This window comes from Terriglobia bacterium (assembly GCA_020073185.1).
Classification (GTDB): Bacteria; Acidobacteriota; Terriglobia; order Terriglobales; family Acidobacteriaceae; genus JAIQGF01.
The window spans coordinates 25,965-44,525 of sequence record JAIQFT010000007.1 but is presented as its reverse complement, the minus strand read 5'-3'; the positions used below and the strand labels follow the sequence as shown (position 1 = coordinate 44,525).

Genomic DNA, 18,561 nt, shown 5'->3' with positions numbered 1-18,561 from the left:
CCATCATCAACAAAGGAGAAGTGCATGCCCATGCAACATGTCAATTGGATCGCAGTGTTCACCGCCGCCGTGTCCGCCTTCGTGCTCGGTGGTTTGTGGTACTCGCCGGTGATGTTCGGACGGGCGTGGATGGCAGCCAACAATTTCAGCAACGAGGACTTGCGCAAAAGCAGCATGGGCAAGATCTTCGGAATTGCGTTTGTGCTCTCGCTTCTGATGGCAGCCAATCTCGCCATGTTTCTTGCCGAACCGAAGACAACCGCGTTGTGGGGCGCAACCGCGGGCTTTCTGGCCGGCTTTGGGTGGGTGGCACTCGGAATTGCCATCATTGCCCTGTTCGAACGCAGGTCGTGGAAGTACGTCGCCATCAACGCCGGGTACATGACGGTTGCGTTTGTCGTAATGGGCCTCATTCTGGGCGCCTGGCGGCAATAGAACTCGTACTGAGCAGTGAATCTATCAGAAGGAGCTTCTATGAAACGAGCGGTCCTGCTCACTCTGATCGTCGTCGCACTGGCGCAGGCTTACGCCTCCGCCGAAATCGCCGACTCCGCCGCCAACGGATTCACCTACAAGACGACGCTCAACCTTCAAGCTCCGCCGGAGACGGTGTACCAGCGCCTGCTCGCCGTCGGAAGCTGGTGGGGCTCCGATCACACCTTCTCCGGTGACGCCCGCAACATGAGCATCGACCCCAGGCCGATGGGCTGCTGGTGCGAGAAGTTGCCCAACGGCGGAGCCGTGCGCCATATGCAAGTGGTCATGCTGATGCCCGGAAAGATGCTGGTGATAACCGGCGGCCTGGGCCCGCTGCAGTCAATCGCGGCCACCGGCAGCATGAGCTTTCGTCTATTGTCCGCCGCCGGCGGCACTAAGCTCGAGATCAGGTACGCAGTCACCGGCTACCTACCCGCGGGCATGAACACCTTGGCTGGCCCGGTGGATCAGGTCCTGACGCAGCAGTTCACTCGTTTCAAAAACTACGTCGAAAAGGGCGATCCGGCGCCGAAGGGCGATACGCCGCCTAGGCAATAAGGCTCGCAACCGACAACCGAAAACCGCTAAGCGAAAACTTTTTCCATGAGGATGGCTATGACAAGAACGACTACGACGGCGCTGGCGATCATGTGGCTGGTTGCCGGTGCCTGCGCGCAGGAGCAGAAAATTGCCGAGCAACCGAAGCTCGACGTGTCCAAGATGCACGAGTCCCTCCCCGACAAGGACTACACCGCCAAGACCACCGACACTTCTTTCGTCGCGCCCAATGGCGAACGCGTGCAGCGGCTGGAGATCGTGATCCCGAACGTGACACCCAGACTCGTGTGGGAGGCGGTGAGCACCTCCGAGGGCCTGCGCAGCTTTGTCGCGCCGGTCACGGACGTGGAGATGAAAACCGGCGGCCATTACTACACCAACTACAATCCGGCGGCGAAGATCGGCGATCCGGGCACTATCTACAACACGGTCCTGGCCTACGTTCCGCTGGAGATGGTCGCCATCCATGTCAAGCTGGGGACGCAGATCTTTCCCGAGTCCGTCGCCACCGCCGAACGGCTGAACGCGATCTTGACGATCAAGGACCTGGGCAACGGCCAGGTGCGCGTCTCCGAGATCATGACCGGCTGGCAGACGGGCGAAGACTGGGACAAGGTTTACAAGTTCTTCCAGACCGGTAACGCCTACGTCCTGGGCCAACTCTACAAGCGCTTCGAGGTCGGCCCGCGACAGTGGAAGTGACTGCGGAATGGCAGAACTGCCGAATTGCCGAATTAAATAAAAACTGTCTCATTTTCTCAGTTCGGCAATTTTCAATTCTGCAGTTTGGCAATTGTCAGCGAACGCGAGGTGTAATTTATACTGATTGGTTATGGCGGTGTTCAAGGATCTGGCGGCAGTCGCCAAGGGGATGAGCGTCACCCTGCGGGAATTGTTCCAGCCCACGATTGTCGAGAACTATCCCGACGGGAAAGGACTGCTGCGCGGCGCGCAATTCCAGGAGCGCTACCGCGGCGTCCACGTTCTGCAGCGCGACGAGAACGGCTTGGAGAAATGCGTTGCCTGCTTCCTGTGCGCCGCCGCCTGCCCCTCGAACTGCATTTACATCGAGGCCGCCGAGAACACCGCCGAACACCGCGTCTCCGGCGCCGAGCGTTACGCCCGCGTCTACAATATCGATTACAATCGCTGCATCTTCTGTGGATACTGCGTGGAGGCGTGCCCGACGGACGCGATTACGCACGGGCATGGTTTTGAACTTGCCACGCTCAACGCCAGCAGCCTCGTGTACCGCAAGGAGCAACTCCTGGCGCCCATGCCGGCCCACCTGGGCGCCAATGCGGTGTTCAACCGCGCCGAGGTGGACAAGAATCCCGCGTTGAAGATGCTTAGCGACGTGCCGGCGAAAACCTGATTCTCAGTTTCAGTTTCGGTTTCAGAAAGCCCGGCGAAAAGTCGGGCTTTTTATTACCGCCTCATGTATTTAGTACACTGGCAATTCACGAGATATGTCTGATTTCTTGCAATGCGTGCGGGAGCGCGTGGTCATTTATGACGGCGCGATGGGCACTTCCATCCAGGCGAAGAATCCAACGGTGGACGACTACTGGGGCAAAGAGGGTTGCAACGAGCTGCTGGTGCTGAGCCGGCCGGACATCATCCGCGACATCCATGCCGGTTACTTCCAGGCCGGGTGCGACGTGGTGGAGACCGACACTTTCGGGGCAACCAGGATCGTGCTGGGCGAATACCAGCTCGAAGACAAGGTCGGGGAGATCAACCGGGCGGCGGCACGGCTGGCGCGCGAGGTGGCGGCGGAGTTTTCCAACGGGCGCAAGCGCTTCGTGGCAGGCTCGATCGGGCCGACGACCAAGCTGCCGTCGCTGGGACATATATCGTATGACGACATGACGTCCGCGTACCTGGAACAGGTGCTGGCGCTGATCGAAGGCGGGGTGGACATCCTGCTGGTCGAGACCTGCCAAGACCTGTTGCAGGCGAAAGCGGCGCTGGCGGCGGTCTTTGACGGCATGAAGCAGGCGGGAAAGCGCCTGCCGGTGCAGGTGCAGGTCACACTGGAGGCCACCGGCACGATGTTGCTCGGCACCGAGATCGGCGCGGCGCTGACGTCGCTGGAGCCGTTCGACGTGGACGCCATCGGCCTGAACTGCGCTACCGGGCCCAAAGAGATGAACGATGCGGTGCGCTACCTGGGCATGAACTCGCCGAAGCAAGTTTCGGTGCTGCCGAATGCGGGGTTGCCGCAGAACGTCGGTGGGCATGCGGTGTACGCGCTCAGGCCGGAAGAGTTGGCGGAGTACCACAAGCTGTTCATTACCGAGTACGGGGTGCGGATCGTCGGCGGCTGCTGCGGCACGACCAAGGAGCACCTGAAAAAGGTGGCGGAGGTGTGCGCCAGCCTGGAACCGGCGAAGCGGGAAGTAAAGCCGACGGCGGCGGCGGCGAGCGCGTACTCCATGGTGCCGCTCGATCTAGATCCCAAGCCACTGATCGTGGCGGAAGAGATGAACGCCACCACGCGCGTGGCTGCCTTCCGCAACCTACTGCAGCAGGGCAAGTACGACGACATCCTTGCCTTGGCGAAAAAGCTGGCAAGCGAGGGCTCGCACATGCTCGACCTTTGCTGCGCGATCGTGGGCGAGGACGAGAAGAAGTACATCAGCAACGTGCTGGAGAAAGTCGCGACCCGGGTTCCGGCGCCCATCCTGGTGGATTCCACCGAGGCCGATGTGGTGGAAGAGGCGTTGAAGCGCATACCGGGCAAGGCAATCATCAACTCCATCAATCTGGAGGACGGCGAGAAGCGTACGTCGAGCGTGCTGCCCATGGCCAAGCGCTACGGCGCGGCGGTGATCGCGCTGACCATCGACGAAGAGGGCATGGCGCTCACCGCCGACAAGAAAGTTGCGATCGCGAAGCGGATTCACAAGCTGGCAACCGAGAAGTACGGGATGCGAGCGGTGGATTTGATTTTCGATGCGCTCACGCTGCCCATTTCGACAGGCCAGGAGGAGTACCGCACCGCCGGGATGGAGACGCTGAAGGCGGTGAAGCGGATCAAAGAAGAGCTGCCCGAGGTCAAGACCATTTTGGGGGTAAGCAACATTTCATTCGGACTGGCGACCTATCCGCGGCGGGTGCTGAACTCGGTGTTCATGCACGAGGCGGTGAATTACGGCCTCGACATGGCGATCGTGAACTACTCGAAAATCTATCCGCTATACAAGATCCCGGACGCCGAGGTGGAGATCGCGCGCAAGCTGATTTACCAGGACCGGTCGCAGGGCGATCCGCTGCAGAACTACATGGCGTTCTTCGCCGGGCGCGAAAAGACGGTGGAGGAGAAAGTCCACGTCGAGTCGCTGTCGGTGGAGGACAAGCTGAAGTTCTGCATCGTGCACGGAGAGAAGGCGATCGGCGAGGGCGAAGCCAAGCAGTCGCTGGAAATGGTACTGGACGACGCGCTGCACACATATAGGCCGCTGGACCTCATTAACAATGTTTTGCTGGACGGCATGCGCACGGTGGGCGATCTGTTTGGGGCACGCAAGATGCAGTTGCCGTCGGTGCTGGATTCCGCGGCGGTGATGAAGGCGGCGGTGGCCTACCTGGAGCCCAAGATGGAGAAGGTCGCCGGCCGCGAGAAGGGCATCATGGTGCTGGCCACGGTGAAGGGCGACGTGCACGACATCGGCAAGAACCTTGTGGATATCATCCTCAGCAACAACGGCTACAAGGTGGTGAACCTGGGGATCAAGCAGCCGGCCGACACCATCATTAAGGCGGCGCAGGAACACCAGGCGGACGTGATCGGACTGAGCGGGCTGCTGGTCAAGTCCACGCTGGAGATGAAGTACGTTATCCAGGACTTGCAGCAGCAAGGGCTGAAGTTCCCGGTGGTCTGCGGCGGTGCGGCGCTGACGCGGAAGTACGTAGAAGACGATTTGCGACGGGAGTATTCCGAAGCGGTGTTCTACGCCGGCGACGCATTTGACGGGCTGCACGTCATGGATGACCTGACGCAGTCGGAGAAGAAGCGTGAAACGCGGCTGGCGGAGGGGCGCGTCGCAAAGGAGTTCGCGAAGGCGGCAGCGGCAGCGGCGGAGGCGGACGTCTCCACGGAACGCAGTGCGGCGGTCGGGCCGGCGCCGAATATTCCCCGCCCTCCGTTCTGGGGCGCGCGAGTGAAGAAGGATTTCGATCTGCGCGAGGTGTTTCAGTACACCAATGAGACGGCGCTGTTCAAGAACCAGTGGCAGTTGAAAACGGCATCGCAGGAAGATTACGTGCGGGTGGTGGAGGAGAAGTACCGGCCGATCCTGCGCGGTTTGGAAGAAGAGATCATTCGCGAAGGATGGTTCGAGCCCAAGGTGGTGTGGGGATACTGGCCGGCGCAGAGCGAGGGCAATGATGTGATCGTGTACGATCCCGCTTCGCTCGCAGCCAGCGTGGACGGGCACGACACCGTCGACCGTCGACCGTCGACCCTCGACAGCAAGGAACTGGAACGCTTCACGTTTCCTCGCCAGCGCGAAGGGCGGCGGCTGTGCATCGCGGATTTCTTTGCCCCGAAATCCAGCGGCCAGATGGATGTCATCGGGCTGTCGCTGGTGACCATCGGGCACAAGGCGAGCGAGTTGACGCAGAGGTTATTTCATGGCGGCGAGTACACGCGGTATCTGTATACGCACGGGATCAGCGTGGAGACGGCGGAGGCGCTGGCCGAATTGCATCACCGCGTCATGCGCCAGGAGCTGGGAATCGCGGGCGAAGACGCGCCGCGGATCAGCGACCTATTCCACCAGAAATATCGCGGGTCGCGGTATTCCTTCGGCTACCCGGCTTGCCCGCACATGGAAGATCAAACCAAGCTGTTCCATCTGCTGCGGCCGGAGGAGACCATCGGGGTGCGGCTGACGACGGGGTTCATGCTCGATCCGGAGCAGTCCACTTCGGCGATCGTGGTGCACCATCCGGCAGCAAAGTATTTCGTGGCGTGAGAAGCAGCCCGCTACAGCAATCGGCAGCAGCCGGGGCATGAGTCAGGGCTTTACGCCAGGTGACGATGATTTCGCGAGTGCTGACAGATCGGCCTCCAAGTATGCAACAACATTATTCAGTGCGCCGAAATGTTCGACACGAATGCTGCCGTGGTCAATGACATACGTCGTCGGGAAACCGAAATTAGGAAATTTCGTCTGCAGAGTGTCGCCAATCGCCACGCGCAACCTGTCCAGCTTCTGCTCGCTGATGATTTTGGCGACGGCATCGTTGGAGGAGTTAAACGCCAGGGCAGCGACCACAAGGTTGGGATGCTTCGCCTGAAGTTCCTGGAATCCGCGCAGTTCGGGGATACAGGGCCCGCACGAAGTGGACCACAAGTTCAGCACCACGGTCTTGTCGCGCATCTCAGTGCTGCCAAGCTTCTCGCCTTTAAGCGTAAGGAATTCGATCTCGGGCAACCGACGGTTCACAAGAATCGGCACGTACTTTTCGGCTTTGAAGCGCTCTTGCTGAAGGGTCTCAATCCGCTGCTGCAATTCTTCTCTGGAGCCGAGGCGGGCTGTTAACCAAAACTTTTCCATAGAATCGAGCTGCTTTTCATGTTCGGTTGAAGGCGTCACGATGGCCTGTAGATACGCATCCAGCGCCTTCTGCCTGTCGCCGGCTGCTTCATAGGCCTGCGCGACCACAAAGTAGGTCGCTGAGTCCTTCCGGTACTCCAGCATTTTGTCCGCGAGGAAGGCGGCGGCAGCGCCCTTGCCCTGCAGCAGATACGCGCGGGCACGCCAGAACGCAAGCTCAGCTTCTGTCTCTTTCGGGTCTGGAACTAACACGAACATCCAGTTGTGAGTCCGACTTTGAAACCAGGAGGGATTGGCCTTCATCAGTTGCTCGGCTTTATCGAGCAGGCCCATCGCCTCTTGCAACTTGACCCCGCTGTCGATATACACCGCCGCCATACTGGCATAGTTGTCGGGCCAATTCGGCTCTTCGGTAGCGCGCTGTTCATACATCGCTTCCGCAGCGGCGACCTCATGCAGTCTCCAATAGAGCTGGAACAGTTCGTCGGTCGCCCAACCCTTCTGCGAGTCAGCGGGATGCTTGGCGATGTAGTCTCGCAGAACATCGGCGCGCTTGTGTAAGTCGGGCTCCCGGCGGATGCGGTTCAACCCTTCCGATGAGTCGATCCTGGCGGCCATCGCCGGGTCAAGCGGTTCGAGATACTCCATCAGCTTGGGATAAAGCGTGGAAGGTAAGCGCTTCTCGCTATGTAAAATGAAATTGGATGCGCCGATCAGTGCGCTTTTGTCCAGCTTGTGCTCGTCCAGAAATTGTTCAACTTCCTCTGCAATCCTTGTCCATGCGGCATCGTTGTCGCCGTCGCGGCGGACCTTGTACTCCCAGTAGTCGGCTAACGCGTTGAAGCGAGCCGGGGCGGCCGAATTCAAGGTCGGCTCCAACGCACTCATTGCCTTGGCATAGTCCTTGGGGCGCGCCATGCCGTTGTCGAACTTCACGCCCGTGTAGCTGGCAGCACGATACTCTACCCCCTGGAAATGTAGCTGGCCGTTGGAAAGGCAAGACACAACGTCCCAATACTGCCTGGAATTGTCATCAAGCTGACCCGCAGCTTCGTCCTTGACGCTGAACATCAAGAAAAGCCACAAATCCCGCTCGCCCGGCGAAATCGTCGCCTGCCACACGCCGTCGTCGCGACGTGCCAGCGGGGCCGTGGCAACCTTGTGGTAATAGGGTGTGTTGATCGCAAAATTGAGAACCGGACGTTGCGGGCTCTTGATCGTGGCGCCAGGATTGCGCGGGTCGTAGCTCACCACAATCTCTTTCGTGCCGGGCCTATCCACGGATCTGACAACAGGGCAGGATGGGGCAACAACAAGTGCCGACGATTGCGCAAAACAAGACCAAGACGAGAATAGAAGCACCAGGACGCAGGCCGTACGCATGAGTGACCTCCGTGACGAAGAAGGATACCCCCAACCCAAGCGCCAACCAAGCCGCGTTAGCCGCCTGGCATGTAGAGCCGGCTTAGTGCAGGCGTGCTGAAGCTGATCGCAGGCATCGGCGCATTCGGCCAAACCGCTGCCGAATAGGGAGGTCAACGCAGGGGGCGCAGAGAGGCAGAGTGCGCTGAGAAGGAGGATGGAGCGGGGTACGGGAGTCGAACCCGTTTCACAGGCTTGGGAAGCCTGGGCACGACCGATATACCAACCCCGCTCGTGCAGCACGCCTTCGCTTGATAGTGTACCAAAGGTTACCCACCCGCGCCCCGCCGGATGGCGCTTGTGCGCAATCCGCACCTAATGACGGAGAGCCGATTGCCGAGAGCCTCTATATAATCGTGCGTCAGTTCAGGACTCCTCACCATGGCTTACGACGACTTGCGCGGGTGGATTGCGGCGCTGGACAAGGCCGGCGAATTGCTGCGGGTGCGCGCCGAAGTGGACCCGGTGTTGGAGATTACGGAGATCACGGACAGAGTGAGCAAGAAGGCGCTCGGGCGCGAGCGCGCGTCAACCCAGGCGGGCGGGCCAGCGCTGCTGTTCGAGAAGGTCAAGGGGCATCCGGGGTCGAAGGTGTTGATCAACCAGTTTGGGTCGGCGCGGCGAATGAACATGGCGCTGGGCGTGGAGTCGCTGGAGGAGATCGCCGAGCGGCTGCGCATGTTCCTGGACGTGAAGTCGCCGCAAGGGCTCCTGGACAAAATCAAGATGCTGCCCATGCTCGCTGACCTCGGCAAATTTTTCCCCAAGACGGTGGCCACCGGACCGTGCAAGGAAGTGATCAAGAAAGACAAGTTTTCCCTGTTCGATTTTCCCATCCTGCAATGCTGGCCGAAAGACGCCGGGCGTTTCATCACGCTGCCGTGCGTGATCAGCCGCGATCCGCGCACCGGCAAGCGCAACGTCGGGATGTACCGGATGCAGGTGTACGACGAGCGCACCACGGGTATGCACTGGCAGCGGCAGAAGGTGGGCGCGGAACATTATCGCGAAGCGTTGCGCATGGCGGCTTCTGGTGGAGCGCTCTCGCCGTCGAGCGCGAGCGTGGACATCATGGCTCGAGCTTCCGGTGGCGCGCGTGTGCCCGACGGCGAGCGGCCGCAGGGAAAAATGGACGTCGCGGTGGCGATCGGAACCGAACCGGCACTGACATTTGCGGCAATCGTGCCCGCACCGCCGGATGTCGAGGAATTCATGATCGCCGGCTTCTTGCGGCAGAAACCGGTGGAGCTGGTGAAGTGCGAGACGGTGGACCTGGAAGCGCCGGCGACGGCGGAGATCGTGCTCGAGGGCTACGTCAATCTCGACGAGCTGCGCAGCGAAGGGCCATTCGGCGACCACACCGGGTTTTATTCGCTCGAAGATCTCTATCCCGTCTTCCATGTGACCTGCATCACGCACCGGCGTGACCCCATTTACGCGACCACGATTGTCGGCAAGCCGCCGATGGAGGACGCGTGGATGGGCAAGGCGGTGGAGCGCATCTTCCTGCCGCTGATGAAGCTCACCATTCCCGAGCTGGTGGACGTGAACCTGCCCATCGAGGGCGTGTTCCACAACCTGATGATCGTGTCCATTCGCAAGTCCTATCCCGGGCAGGCGCGCAAGGTGATGAACGCCATCTGGTCGCTGGGACAGGCGATGTTCACCAAATGCATTGTCGTGGTGGACGAAGACTGCGACGTGCAGGACCTGCGCGAGGTGGTGCTGCGCGGGTTCAACAATATCGACCCCGAGCGCGACATCCAGTTCACGCTCGGGCCGGTGGATTCGCTCGATCACGCCTCGCGGCTGCCGGATTTCGGCTCCAAGATGGGCGTGGACGCCACCCGCAAGTGGCCGAGCGAGGGCTTCTCGCGGCCCTGGCCGGATGAGATCACGATGGATCAGGCAACCAAGGAAAGGGTCGACCGGATGTGGAAGAGTTTGGGGATTGAATGATTGGGTAACCGCGATGTTGGCCGGCCGTGCTTGGCGGGCTGTGATCAAAGTCCGCGGCGCAGGAAAATCGGCTGTTGGCGTCAACGTTGCGCGTTGGCGGCGGCTCGCTTGCGGCGCACCGTGCGAGTGAGTTGCGTCTCGTGCGCCGTTTCATGCGAGATGTCGTGCAGCGTGGTTTGTTCCAGGAATTCCAGGTAGCCGTCACGCACCTTGCCCCAGTGCGCATGCGCCGCGCAGGGCTTGTCCGAATTGCACCGGCGGTCGCCGCGGATCAGGCAGTGCGGCCAGGTGGACGGGCCCTCAAACAGGCTGACGACATCAATGAGGTGGACGGCGTCGGCCGGACGCAGCAGCATGTAGCCGCCGCCGGTACCGCGCGTGGCCAGCACCAGTCCGGCATTGCGCAGGGCGAGCATGATCTTGGCGAGGTACTGCGGGGGTACGCCGGTGCTCCTGGCCAGGTCCCGGCCGAGAATGACGTAGCCGCGCGAAAGCTGGGCGAGACGGGTCAGGGCGCGCAAAGCATACTCGGAAGTCGTCGAAAGCATTGTGGACCTCTTGATATGGAAGTCCTCTTGTACCGGGAGGGGCGGGGGCCGCGCTGTGACCAACGTCACTTTTTGAAGTGACAAGTCGCAACCCGATAAAAGGCGGGCAGTGGCCGAAGTCGCCGTCTTGGAGGCCCGCGGGTGCGGCGCCAGAGAAAAGGGCAGCCCAGGGAGCGCGGAGTCTCACGGAGAACAAGGGGAGGTGAGAGCGGACAGGTTCAGCCAACGGTCTCGCCTACGACGCACTTGCCGACCGCATTGGTTGGACTGATGTGCCAACCTTCTTCCCCTTGCTTTTGCACCAGCCACCGGGTGAGGCGGCCTTGAACCTCGGGGGAGATGTCGACAAAGCGAACGCCGGCCCGGCCCTGGGGCTCCGCCCATACAAGCTGACCTTTGCATTCGATGAAGTCGGTGGTGCCAGGCAGGGCAAAACGGATGACAAAACCGCGGGCCAAGCGCAAGGGCTCGCGGATTCCATCGAGGGCGACTCCGCCCGCGCTGACATTCAGAATCTTGCCGGCGAACTGCGCGTCACGAGCAGTGAGCTGCGCCGGCACATCCAGCCGGGCGCGAAAATACCGCTGTTCGGACTCTGAAAGCGTGCCCAGCGGCCCAACCGAGGGCTGAGTCGCTGCTTTCAAGTCGTATTGCTTGAGCTTGCGGCTGAGGGTGCGACGCGAAATTCCCAATTGGTCGGCCGCCATTCCCTGGTGCCCACCGACGCGATCCAGCGCACGCAGGATTGCCTGTTTCTCCATATCTTCCAAGTCCGTGGCTTCCGAGGGGCTGTCGGCCAGTTGGGTTGCCGGCGCCGGCTCGGTTCCGACGATTTCAGCGGGCAGGTCAGAGGCGCGCACCTCATTTTGCTCGCCCAGGGTTGCGGCCTGACCGATCACATTGCGCAGTTCACGGATATTGCCCGGCCAGCGATAGGCGCGCAGCATCTCCAGAGCTTCAAACGACAGCCGCATGTCGGGGCGGATTTTCGCCAGAAAATAATGGGCGAGCGCGACGATGTCCTCAGGCCGCTCGCGGAGAGGCGGCACGCGCAATTGAATGTGGCTGACGCGGTGAAAAAGGTCGCTGCGAAAGCGCCCGGCGCGCACGGCCTCCTCCAGTGCGATATTGGTCGCTGCCACGATGCGCACGTCCACCGAAACTTTGCGGCTGCCCCCGAGGCGGTAGTAGGGAACACCGTCCAGCACGCGCAGCAGTTTCACCTGCACCTTGGGATCGAGTTCGCCGATCTCGTCCAGGAAGAGAGTGCCCTTGTCCGCCAATTCGAAAAGACCGGGCTTGGCGCTATCGGCGCCGCTGAACGCACCTTTCTCGTAGCCGAACAGCTCGCTTTCCACCAGGTGTTCGGGCAGAGCGGCACAATTGACATCTATCCACGGCTTGGCGCAACGCAGGGAATGATGATGGATAGCGCGCGCAATCAATTCCTTGCCGCTGCCCGTCTCCCCGGTAATTAGGATCGCCGCACTGCCTCGCGCAACGCGCTCCGCCATCGCCACGAGCTTCTTCATCAGCTCGCTGCAAACCACCAATTCCCCGTCGAAGATCCGAATCGCTTCTGAAGTAGCCGTATATCCTCTGTGTAATTCTGCCGTCAGATTGCAACGTGCTGATGCGACCGCCCAATTGTCGCCCTTTTTATCAGGGTGTTCAATAACTGGATTATCACCTGCGCAAGCGGGAAAACGGCGAGCCCCGGCTTGCAACCCGCGCCTCTGCGCCACTTTGTCCGAATGACCGCCGGCATGTGGGACATTCTGTCCGGAGCACCGCCGAGCACGCCAGCGTGCAGCCTGTGTTTTCAAGCACTTGGTCAAGAACCTGTTTGGCAAGCGCCCTGCCTAGTAAGTGCAGAACGCGCACTCTCAGCGCACGAGGGAACGATTTATGAACTGCCCGAAAACCAACTTCAAGAAGACAGCCTGGAGCGCCGCCTGGGGAGGAACCAAGGCGGCGGTGGTCGCGGTGGCGTTACTTGCCGTATTGGTGATCACACCGGCCGCTGCCGGCGCTAAGAATGCCGACAAGCCCAAGGTCGGTCCCGTGTTGCGGCGGATGTTAGCCAACAACGATCCGTCCACCGTGGTCGACGTGATCGTGCAGTACAAGGTCAAACCGCTGCAGAAGCACATGGACCGGGCGAAGAGGCGCGGCGGCAAGGTGAAGCATCAGCTCGGCTTCATCAAGTCCGAGGCCTACACCCTGTCGCTGGCCGACGTCCAGGATTTACTGGATGACGCGGACGTGGCCCACGTCACTCTGGACCACAAGGTGAAGATGACTGGTCACCCGGATGCTGCTCTGGTTTCCGTCACTGCCGACGTAGCGCAGTCTTACGGCTACGACGGTTCGGGTGTCGGCATTGCCCTCGTGGACAGCGGTATCTATGCGCATCCCGACTTAAACCTGTTCGGCACCAACAACCAGCGCGTGGTGTACAGCGAAAGCTTCGTAACGGGCGATCCCAGCCCCGCTGACACGTACGGGCACGGCACCCACGTTGCAGGCATCGCCGCCGGTAACGGGCAGGCCTCGGCGACCGGGTACAAGACCCAGCACACCGGCGTCGCGCCCGGCGCCAATATCATCAATCTGAGGGTGCTCGATGGCTCAGGCAGCGGCAGCGACAGCGGTGTCATTGCCGCCATCCAGCGGGCCATTGAACTCAAGGACCAGTACAACATCCGGGTACTGAACCTGTCGCTCGGTCGGGGCATGTACGAGAGCTACACCCTCGATCCTCTGTGCCAGGCGGTAGAGCAGGCCTGGAATGCCGGCATCGTGGTCGTCGTCGCCGCCGGCAACTCCGGCCGCGACAACACCATGGGCACCTACGGCTACGGCACCATCACCGTCCCCGGCAACGATCCCTATGTCATCACCGTGGGCGCCACGAACTCGCCGGATTACAACCGCGCCAACGACGTGATCGCCAGCTACAGCTCCAAGGGGCCCTCCCTGGTTGACCATATCGCCAAGCCGGACCTGGTGGCGCCGGGCAATGCGATGACCTCGCTGCTCGATCCCAACGGCTCAATCATCAAGAACAACCCGAGCTACAAAGTCTACCCCTGCGACAGCACGGACACATATTGCGGCCCCACGCATGGCAGTCCGATGTACTTCAAGCTGAGCGGCACCAGCATGGCGACCCCGATGGTCGCCGGCGCCGCCGCCCTGCTCATCCAGAAGGATCCCAGCCTGACGCCGGACCTGGTCAAGGCCCGCCTGATGAAGACGGCGTACAAGAACCGCCAGATGTACAGCACGGCGCTGGATTCGCGGGGCAACCGCTATTCCCACCAGGGCGACCTGTTTACCTACGGCGCCGGCATGCTCGACGTTACCGCCGCGCTCAACAGCACCGACACCGGCGTGGGTTATGCGCTGTCTCCCACCGCCGTCTACAACGCCGCCAACCACACTGTCACGCTAACCCAAACCGGTCCTTCCAGCACCTCGGTGCTCTGGGGTTCGTCCGTAATCTGGGGCAGCTCTGTCATATGGGGCAGCTCGGTCATCTGGGGCAGCAACGTGTTCTTAAGCGGCTCTTCCGTTCTCTGGGGCAGCTCCGTAATTTGGGGCAGCAGCACAGATAGCGGCTTTAGCGTGATTTGGGGCTCCAGCGTGATTTGGGGCTCCAGCGTGATTTGGGGTTCCTCGACCACTCAGGCCATGGACGATGGCGACGCCGGCGACTGCTTTGAAGATCCGGACAGCGGCGTCGTAACTTGCGAGCAGTTGCAGCAGTAAGGCTGATCACCGTGGACAGACAACCCACGAAAGGAGGCGCGTTATGAGCGAAATCCCAAACAAAGCGAAGATGTTCATCGTAGCAGTCATGCTCATAGCCGCGGTGATCACGGTGTACGCCATCGGAACCCGCATACCGTCCGAGACCAGGGAATTCCTGGTCCTGGCGGCCATGGCAGTGATCGCAGCCCGCTTAAAGTTGACCTTGCCGGGCTTCGAAAGCAACATGTCCATGAACCTGCCGTTCATGTTGCTGGCCATCGCGGAACTCTCGATGCCGGAAGCCATTGCCATCGGTGCGGTGTCCACCTTCGTACAGACGCTGCCCCGCTCGGGCCAAACCGTCAAGCCGGCGCAAGCCGTCTTTAACGTATGCAACATGGTGAACGCGATTGCGATCGCCTCGGTGGTTAGTGGCCGGGCGATGCATCTGGCGACGCTGAACAAGCCCTTCCTGATCGCCACCGCCGCGTTGGCTTTCTTTCTAGCCGACACGCTGCCGGTGGCGGCCATCATCTCGATGACCAGCCCGACCAAGCTGATAGTGGGTTGGAGTGAGATGGCGCTGATGACGTTTCCGTACTTCGTCCTGAGCGCCGGGCTGGCTTGCATTGTGGCCATGGGCTTCCAGGCAATCGGCTGGATGGCTGGAATCGCCACTCTGGGAGTGATGCTGGGAGTGTATCGCTGCTTCCAGTTCTACTTCCAAAACGCGCGCACTGCGGCAAGCGTCGCAGTACCGGTTCACCGCGCCGCCGAGGCCGACTAAGGAACTGCCCTTGGCGATGATAATGACGACGAGAAACCAAACTCAAGAGGGCCTTGAAGCCATAACGGCGACAAGGCCCTTGCTCACCCCGGAGTCGGTCTGTTACCACCTCGCCGAACTCTTCAAGGTTCGCCCTACTGAAGTTGGCCTGCTGCAAATGCAGGGTGCGGTACTGCGGTTTGTATTCCCCCGGGAATTGGCCCACGTCGGGTCGATTCCGCTAAACAGTAACGCCGTGGCCGCCCGCATCGCGAGGACGCAGCGCGCTGAGCTATTCAACGATTTCGTCAAGGTTCCTCACTGGAGTATTTTCGAAAGCGTCCGCCTTCACGACGCAGAGAAAACCGCTCCCATGGTGATTCAGAAGCTGATGTCAGCTCCCATTGTTGCTCGCAGCGGCGTTGTCGTCGGCGTGCTGCAAATCTCGCGCAAGGGAGCTACACGCCAGGAGGCTGGTCCTGATTTCGGGGCGGATGATCTGCAGCGGCTCAAGTTGGCGGCAGCGCAAATTGCTCCCATCATGTTGCTGTTGACGGTGCCGGACCAAATGCCTCGCCAAAAACTGTCTTTCTGCAACCAAGCTGCGGAACAAAAACGGGTATGACCGAGGCGTGCCATGACACCGAGCGCAAGTGCGGAAAAGGTAGAAAGTGTTGGACGAGAGCGGCGGACACGTACGGATGCTACGTTCCGCATATGCCGATGCGGCGCCTCGATGGAGCCGCACATCGCCGAAGCCCGTGACCCTGTGGGCACGATTGTCTATGTCTTCGTCTGGCACTGCCGGGGCTGCCGGAGGGTAACCCGGTAGCCGCTGATGTACACAATTTGAAAGGCGCCGTTGGCCCTTGACCCCGGCTGCAGCCCTCCCAAACGACGGCGCCATGCCTCAAACTGCGACAAACTGTCCTATTCCGTTGAGGAATGAGACAGGTTGTCGCAGCGGCCTTTTGCCAGCCCCTACGGATGCCTGTAAGCCAAACAAAATAAAAGGCTACATTTCAGCCGATTGGTCCTCCGTGTGCTCTGATAACAGGCTGCAGAGGATGCCAATGAACGGCAAAGTGAAAACCTTCGTTGCGGTGACCGCTTCCGTCGGCCTGGTGGTGATCGCCTACGCCTTCCTCCACTGGCAGTCGAACGACCCGGTGCGGTTCGTCTGCTATCTCGCGATTGCCGTCCTCGCGTCCAGCCTGAAGGTTTCGCTTCCGGGCATTGACGGGACAATGTCCGTAAACTTCCTCTTCATCCTGATTGGAATCCTCGAGCTTTCCTTCCCCGAGACGCTGGCTATAGGCTGCGCAGCCACCTTGACCCAGTGCTACTGGCGGGTCAAGAATCGGGTACAACCGATCCACGTGGTGTTCAACGTAGCCGGCATGATGGCGCCCGCGATTGCAGCTTCCTACCTCGCATTTCATCTATTCGCGCATCTGCTGCACGGCAGCACGCCGCTGCTGTTGCTAGTTGCCGCCTGTGCCTACTTTGTCACCAACACCATTCCCGTCGGGATCGTCATTTCCTTGGCCGAGGGCAAGTCGTTTCGCAAGATCTGGAAGGAATGTTACTTCTGGTCATTCCCTTATTACCTGGTGGGTGCGGGTATCGCCGGCCTGGTCAGCTATGTGAACCACTACGTTAGTTGGCAGACCTCGCTGCTGGTTCTGCCCGTGATCTATTGGATCTATCGCTCGTATCGACTGTATCTAGGCCGCCTCGAAGATGAGAAACGGCACGTGGAAGATATGGCGGCCCTGCACCTAAGGACGATCGAGGCGCTGGCCCTGGCCATCGACGCCAAGGACCACACGACCCACGATCATCTGCAGCGCGTGCGTGTGTACGCGGTGGAAATCGGCAAAGAGCTGGGCCTCAGTTGCGATGAACTGGAAGCACTCAAGGCGGCCGCGCTCTTGCATGACATCGGCAAGCTCGCCGTCCCCGAACACATCATCAATAAGCCCGGCAGACTGACCGCCGAGGAATTCGAAAAAATGAAGATCCACCCGGTGGTGGGGGCGGAAATCCTGGAACGCGTCAACTTCCCGCATCCGGTAGCGCCCATCGTTCGCTCCCATCATGAAAAGTGGGACGGCTCGGGTTATCCCGACGGCCTCAAGGAGCAAGAGATTCCCATGGCAGCGCGTATTCTCACCGCCGTGGACTGCCTGGACGCGATGGCCTCCGATCGCCAATACCGGCGTGCGCTGCCCTTGGACAAAGCTATGGAACATGTCGCCAGCCTCTCGGGCCGCGACTTCGATCCCACCGTGGTCGACATCCTGAAACGCCGCTATGTCGAACTGGAACAGATGGCGCACGCCACGCCACCGTTGGAATCCCTCTCCGTGCAGAAGGACGTCGCCGTCGAACGCGGAGGAGCGCCGGACGCCGGATTCGAGCAGGAAGCGCTGAGTCGGCACACCCACGAGGGTGATTTCTTGTCTTCCATCGCCTCCGCCCGCCAGGAAGCCCAGATGCTGTTTGAGCTATCGCACGATCTCGGCAAGTCGTTGAGCATCGACGACACCCTGTCGCTGGTTTCCGTCCGCCTACGCAAGATGGTGCCCTATGACGCCATCGTGTTTTGGCTGTGCGAGGACCAAGTACTCGTTCCCAAGCACGTCAGCGGGGAAAACTTCCGCATGTTCTCCGCCATGGAAATCCCCTTGGGCCAGGGTCTTTCCGGATGGGTGGTGCAGAACGGCAAGCCAATCCTGAACGGCAACCCCTCGGTCGAGCCCGGTTACATCAACGATGCCTCGCGGTTCAGCCCTCTCCGTTCGGCAGTGTCCGTGCCGCTCGATGGTCTCGTCGGCATCATCGGCTCCTTGACGCTGTACCGATCGGAGCCAGACGCGTTCAGCAAAGACCACCTCCGGGTGCTGATGGCGATCAGTTCCAAGATGGCCCTTTCCATCGAGAACGCCTTAAAGTTCCAGCAGGCGCAATCTTCAGCGACCACCGATTATCTCACCGGGTTACCCAACGCGCGCTCCCTCTTCCTGCATCTTGACGGCGAAGTGGCGCGCTGCAAGCGAACAGGTACGCAAGTCGGTGTCATGGTTTGCGATTTGAACGGGTTCAAAGCCATCAACGATCGCTTTGGACACCTGGAAGGGAATAAGGTTTTGCGTCTGTTCGCGCAAGCGCTGCGCGAGGCCTGCCGGGAATACGACTACGTGGCGCGCATGGGCGGCGACGAGTTTGTCATTGTGGCGCCGGGACTCGACCCTGCCGCCGTTGACGAGAAGGCCGCCCGGATGAACGAGATCGCACGCGCTGCCGGGCTCGCCGTTTCTCGCGAGGCGGAGCTCTCCGTAAGCATTGGCTGCGCCTTTTACGCCAAGGATGGTAGCGATGCTGAACAGTTACTGGCCGAAGCCGACCGCCGTATGTACAGTGTGAAGCGGGACCATCACGAGCGCGGCAAGAACATACTGACCTTCCCGGCATCGTCCGCCTTTGCCGCGACGGTGAACTGATC

General features: G+C 60.7%; 13 protein-coding genes and 1 tRNA gene. 10 read left to right on the top strand and 4 right to left on the bottom strand.

The window, feature by feature from the left end; genetic code table 11:
* Nucleotides 1-24: 24 nt before the first annotated feature.
* The 5 genes from LAN64_03260 to metH all read left to right on the top strand — a co-directional run bounded on the left by LAN64_03260 (nt 25) and on the right by metH (nt 6,017).
* Nucleotides 25-435, top strand: a complete 411-nt coding sequence (locus LAN64_03260; GenBank protein MBZ5566849.1) for a DUF1761 domain-containing protein — start codon at nt 25-27, stop codon at nt 433-435.
* A 39-nt stretch (nt 436-474) separates the two neighbouring features.
* Nucleotides 475-1,035, top strand: a complete 561-nt coding sequence (locus LAN64_03255; protein ID MBZ5566848.1) for a hypothetical protein — start codon at nt 475-477, stop codon at nt 1,033-1,035.
* Between the two features lie 57 nt (nt 1,036-1,092).
* A complete protein-coding gene (locus LAN64_03250) occupies nt 1,093-1,737 on the top strand; it encodes an SRPBCC domain-containing protein (GenBank protein MBZ5566847.1) in 645 nt (214 codons plus the stop codon).
* Between the two features lie 130 nt (nt 1,738-1,867).
* Nucleotides 1,868-2,410, top strand: coding sequence for an NADH-quinone oxidoreductase subunit NuoI (gene nuoI, locus LAN64_03245; GenBank protein ID MBZ5566846.1), 543 nt, complete (start codon nt 1,868-1,870; stop codon nt 2,408-2,410).
* 94 nt (nt 2,411-2,504) lie between these two features.
* Nucleotides 2,505-6,017 (top strand): methionine synthase, encoded by a 3,513-nt coding sequence (gene metH / locus LAN64_03240; protein MBZ5566845.1) that lies wholly within the window; start codon nt 2,505-2,507, stop codon nt 6,015-6,017.
* Between the two features lie 42 nt (nt 6,018-6,059).
* Here the strand turns inward: metH and LAN64_03235 are convergent, their stop codons facing one another.
* Together LAN64_03235 and LAN64_03230 are read right to left on the bottom strand one after the other, a co-directional pair.
* On the bottom strand, nt 6,060-7,856 hold the full coding sequence (locus LAN64_03235; protein ID MBZ5566844.1) for a redoxin family protein: 1,797 nt from the start codon (nt 7,854-7,856) through the stop codon (nt 6,060-6,062).
* 326 nt (nt 7,857-8,182) lie between these two features.
* Nucleotides 8,183-8,256 (bottom strand) — tRNA-Gly (locus LAN64_03230).
* A 149-nt stretch (nt 8,257-8,405) separates the two neighbouring features.
* Between LAN64_03230 and LAN64_03225 the strand changes: the two genes are divergently transcribed.
* Nucleotides 8,406-9,983 (top strand): UbiD family decarboxylase, encoded by a 1,578-nt coding sequence (locus LAN64_03225; GenBank protein ID MBZ5566843.1) that lies wholly within the window; start codon nt 8,406-8,408, stop codon nt 9,981-9,983.
* 80 nt (nt 9,984-10,063) lie between these two features.
* On the opposite strand, the gene LAN64_03220 is transcribed toward LAN64_03225, so the two are convergent.
* Complete coding sequence (locus LAN64_03220; protein ID MBZ5566842.1) at nt 10,064-10,531, bottom strand: Rrf2 family transcriptional regulator; 468 nt, start codon at nt 10,529-10,531, stop codon at nt 10,064-10,066.
* Between the two features lie 218 nt (nt 10,532-10,749).
* Nucleotides 10,750-12,063: a sigma 54-interacting transcriptional regulator gene (locus LAN64_03215; GenBank protein ID MBZ5566841.1), complete on the bottom strand. Its 1,314-nt coding sequence runs from the start codon at nt 12,061-12,063 to the stop codon at nt 10,750-10,752.
* Nucleotides 12,064-12,439: 376 nt separating this feature from the next.
* Here LAN64_03215 and LAN64_03210 point away from each other — a divergent pair, with 376 nt between their 5' ends.
* From LAN64_03210 to LAN64_03195, 4 genes are all read left to right on the top strand, one after another.
* The gene (locus LAN64_03210; protein MBZ5566840.1) at nt 12,440-14,305 is read left to right on the top strand and encodes a S8 family peptidase; all 1,866 of its coding nucleotides are present in this window, start codon (nt 12,440-12,442) and stop codon (nt 14,303-14,305) included.
* Nucleotides 14,306-14,348: 43 nt separating this feature from the next.
* Nucleotides 14,349-15,074, top strand: coding sequence for a hypothetical protein (locus LAN64_03205; GenBank protein MBZ5566839.1), 726 nt, complete (start codon nt 14,349-14,351; stop codon nt 15,072-15,074).
* A gap of 22 nt (nt 15,075-15,096) precedes the next feature.
* Complete coding sequence (locus LAN64_03200; protein MBZ5566838.1) at nt 15,097-15,678, top strand: GAF domain-containing protein; 582 nt, start codon at nt 15,097-15,099, stop codon at nt 15,676-15,678.
* Between the two features lie 448 nt (nt 15,679-16,126).
* Nucleotides 16,127-18,559, top strand: coding sequence for a diguanylate cyclase (locus LAN64_03195; GenBank protein MBZ5566837.1), 2,433 nt, complete (start codon nt 16,127-16,129; stop codon nt 18,557-18,559).
* The last annotated feature ends 2 nt before the right edge of the window (nt 18,560-18,561 follow it).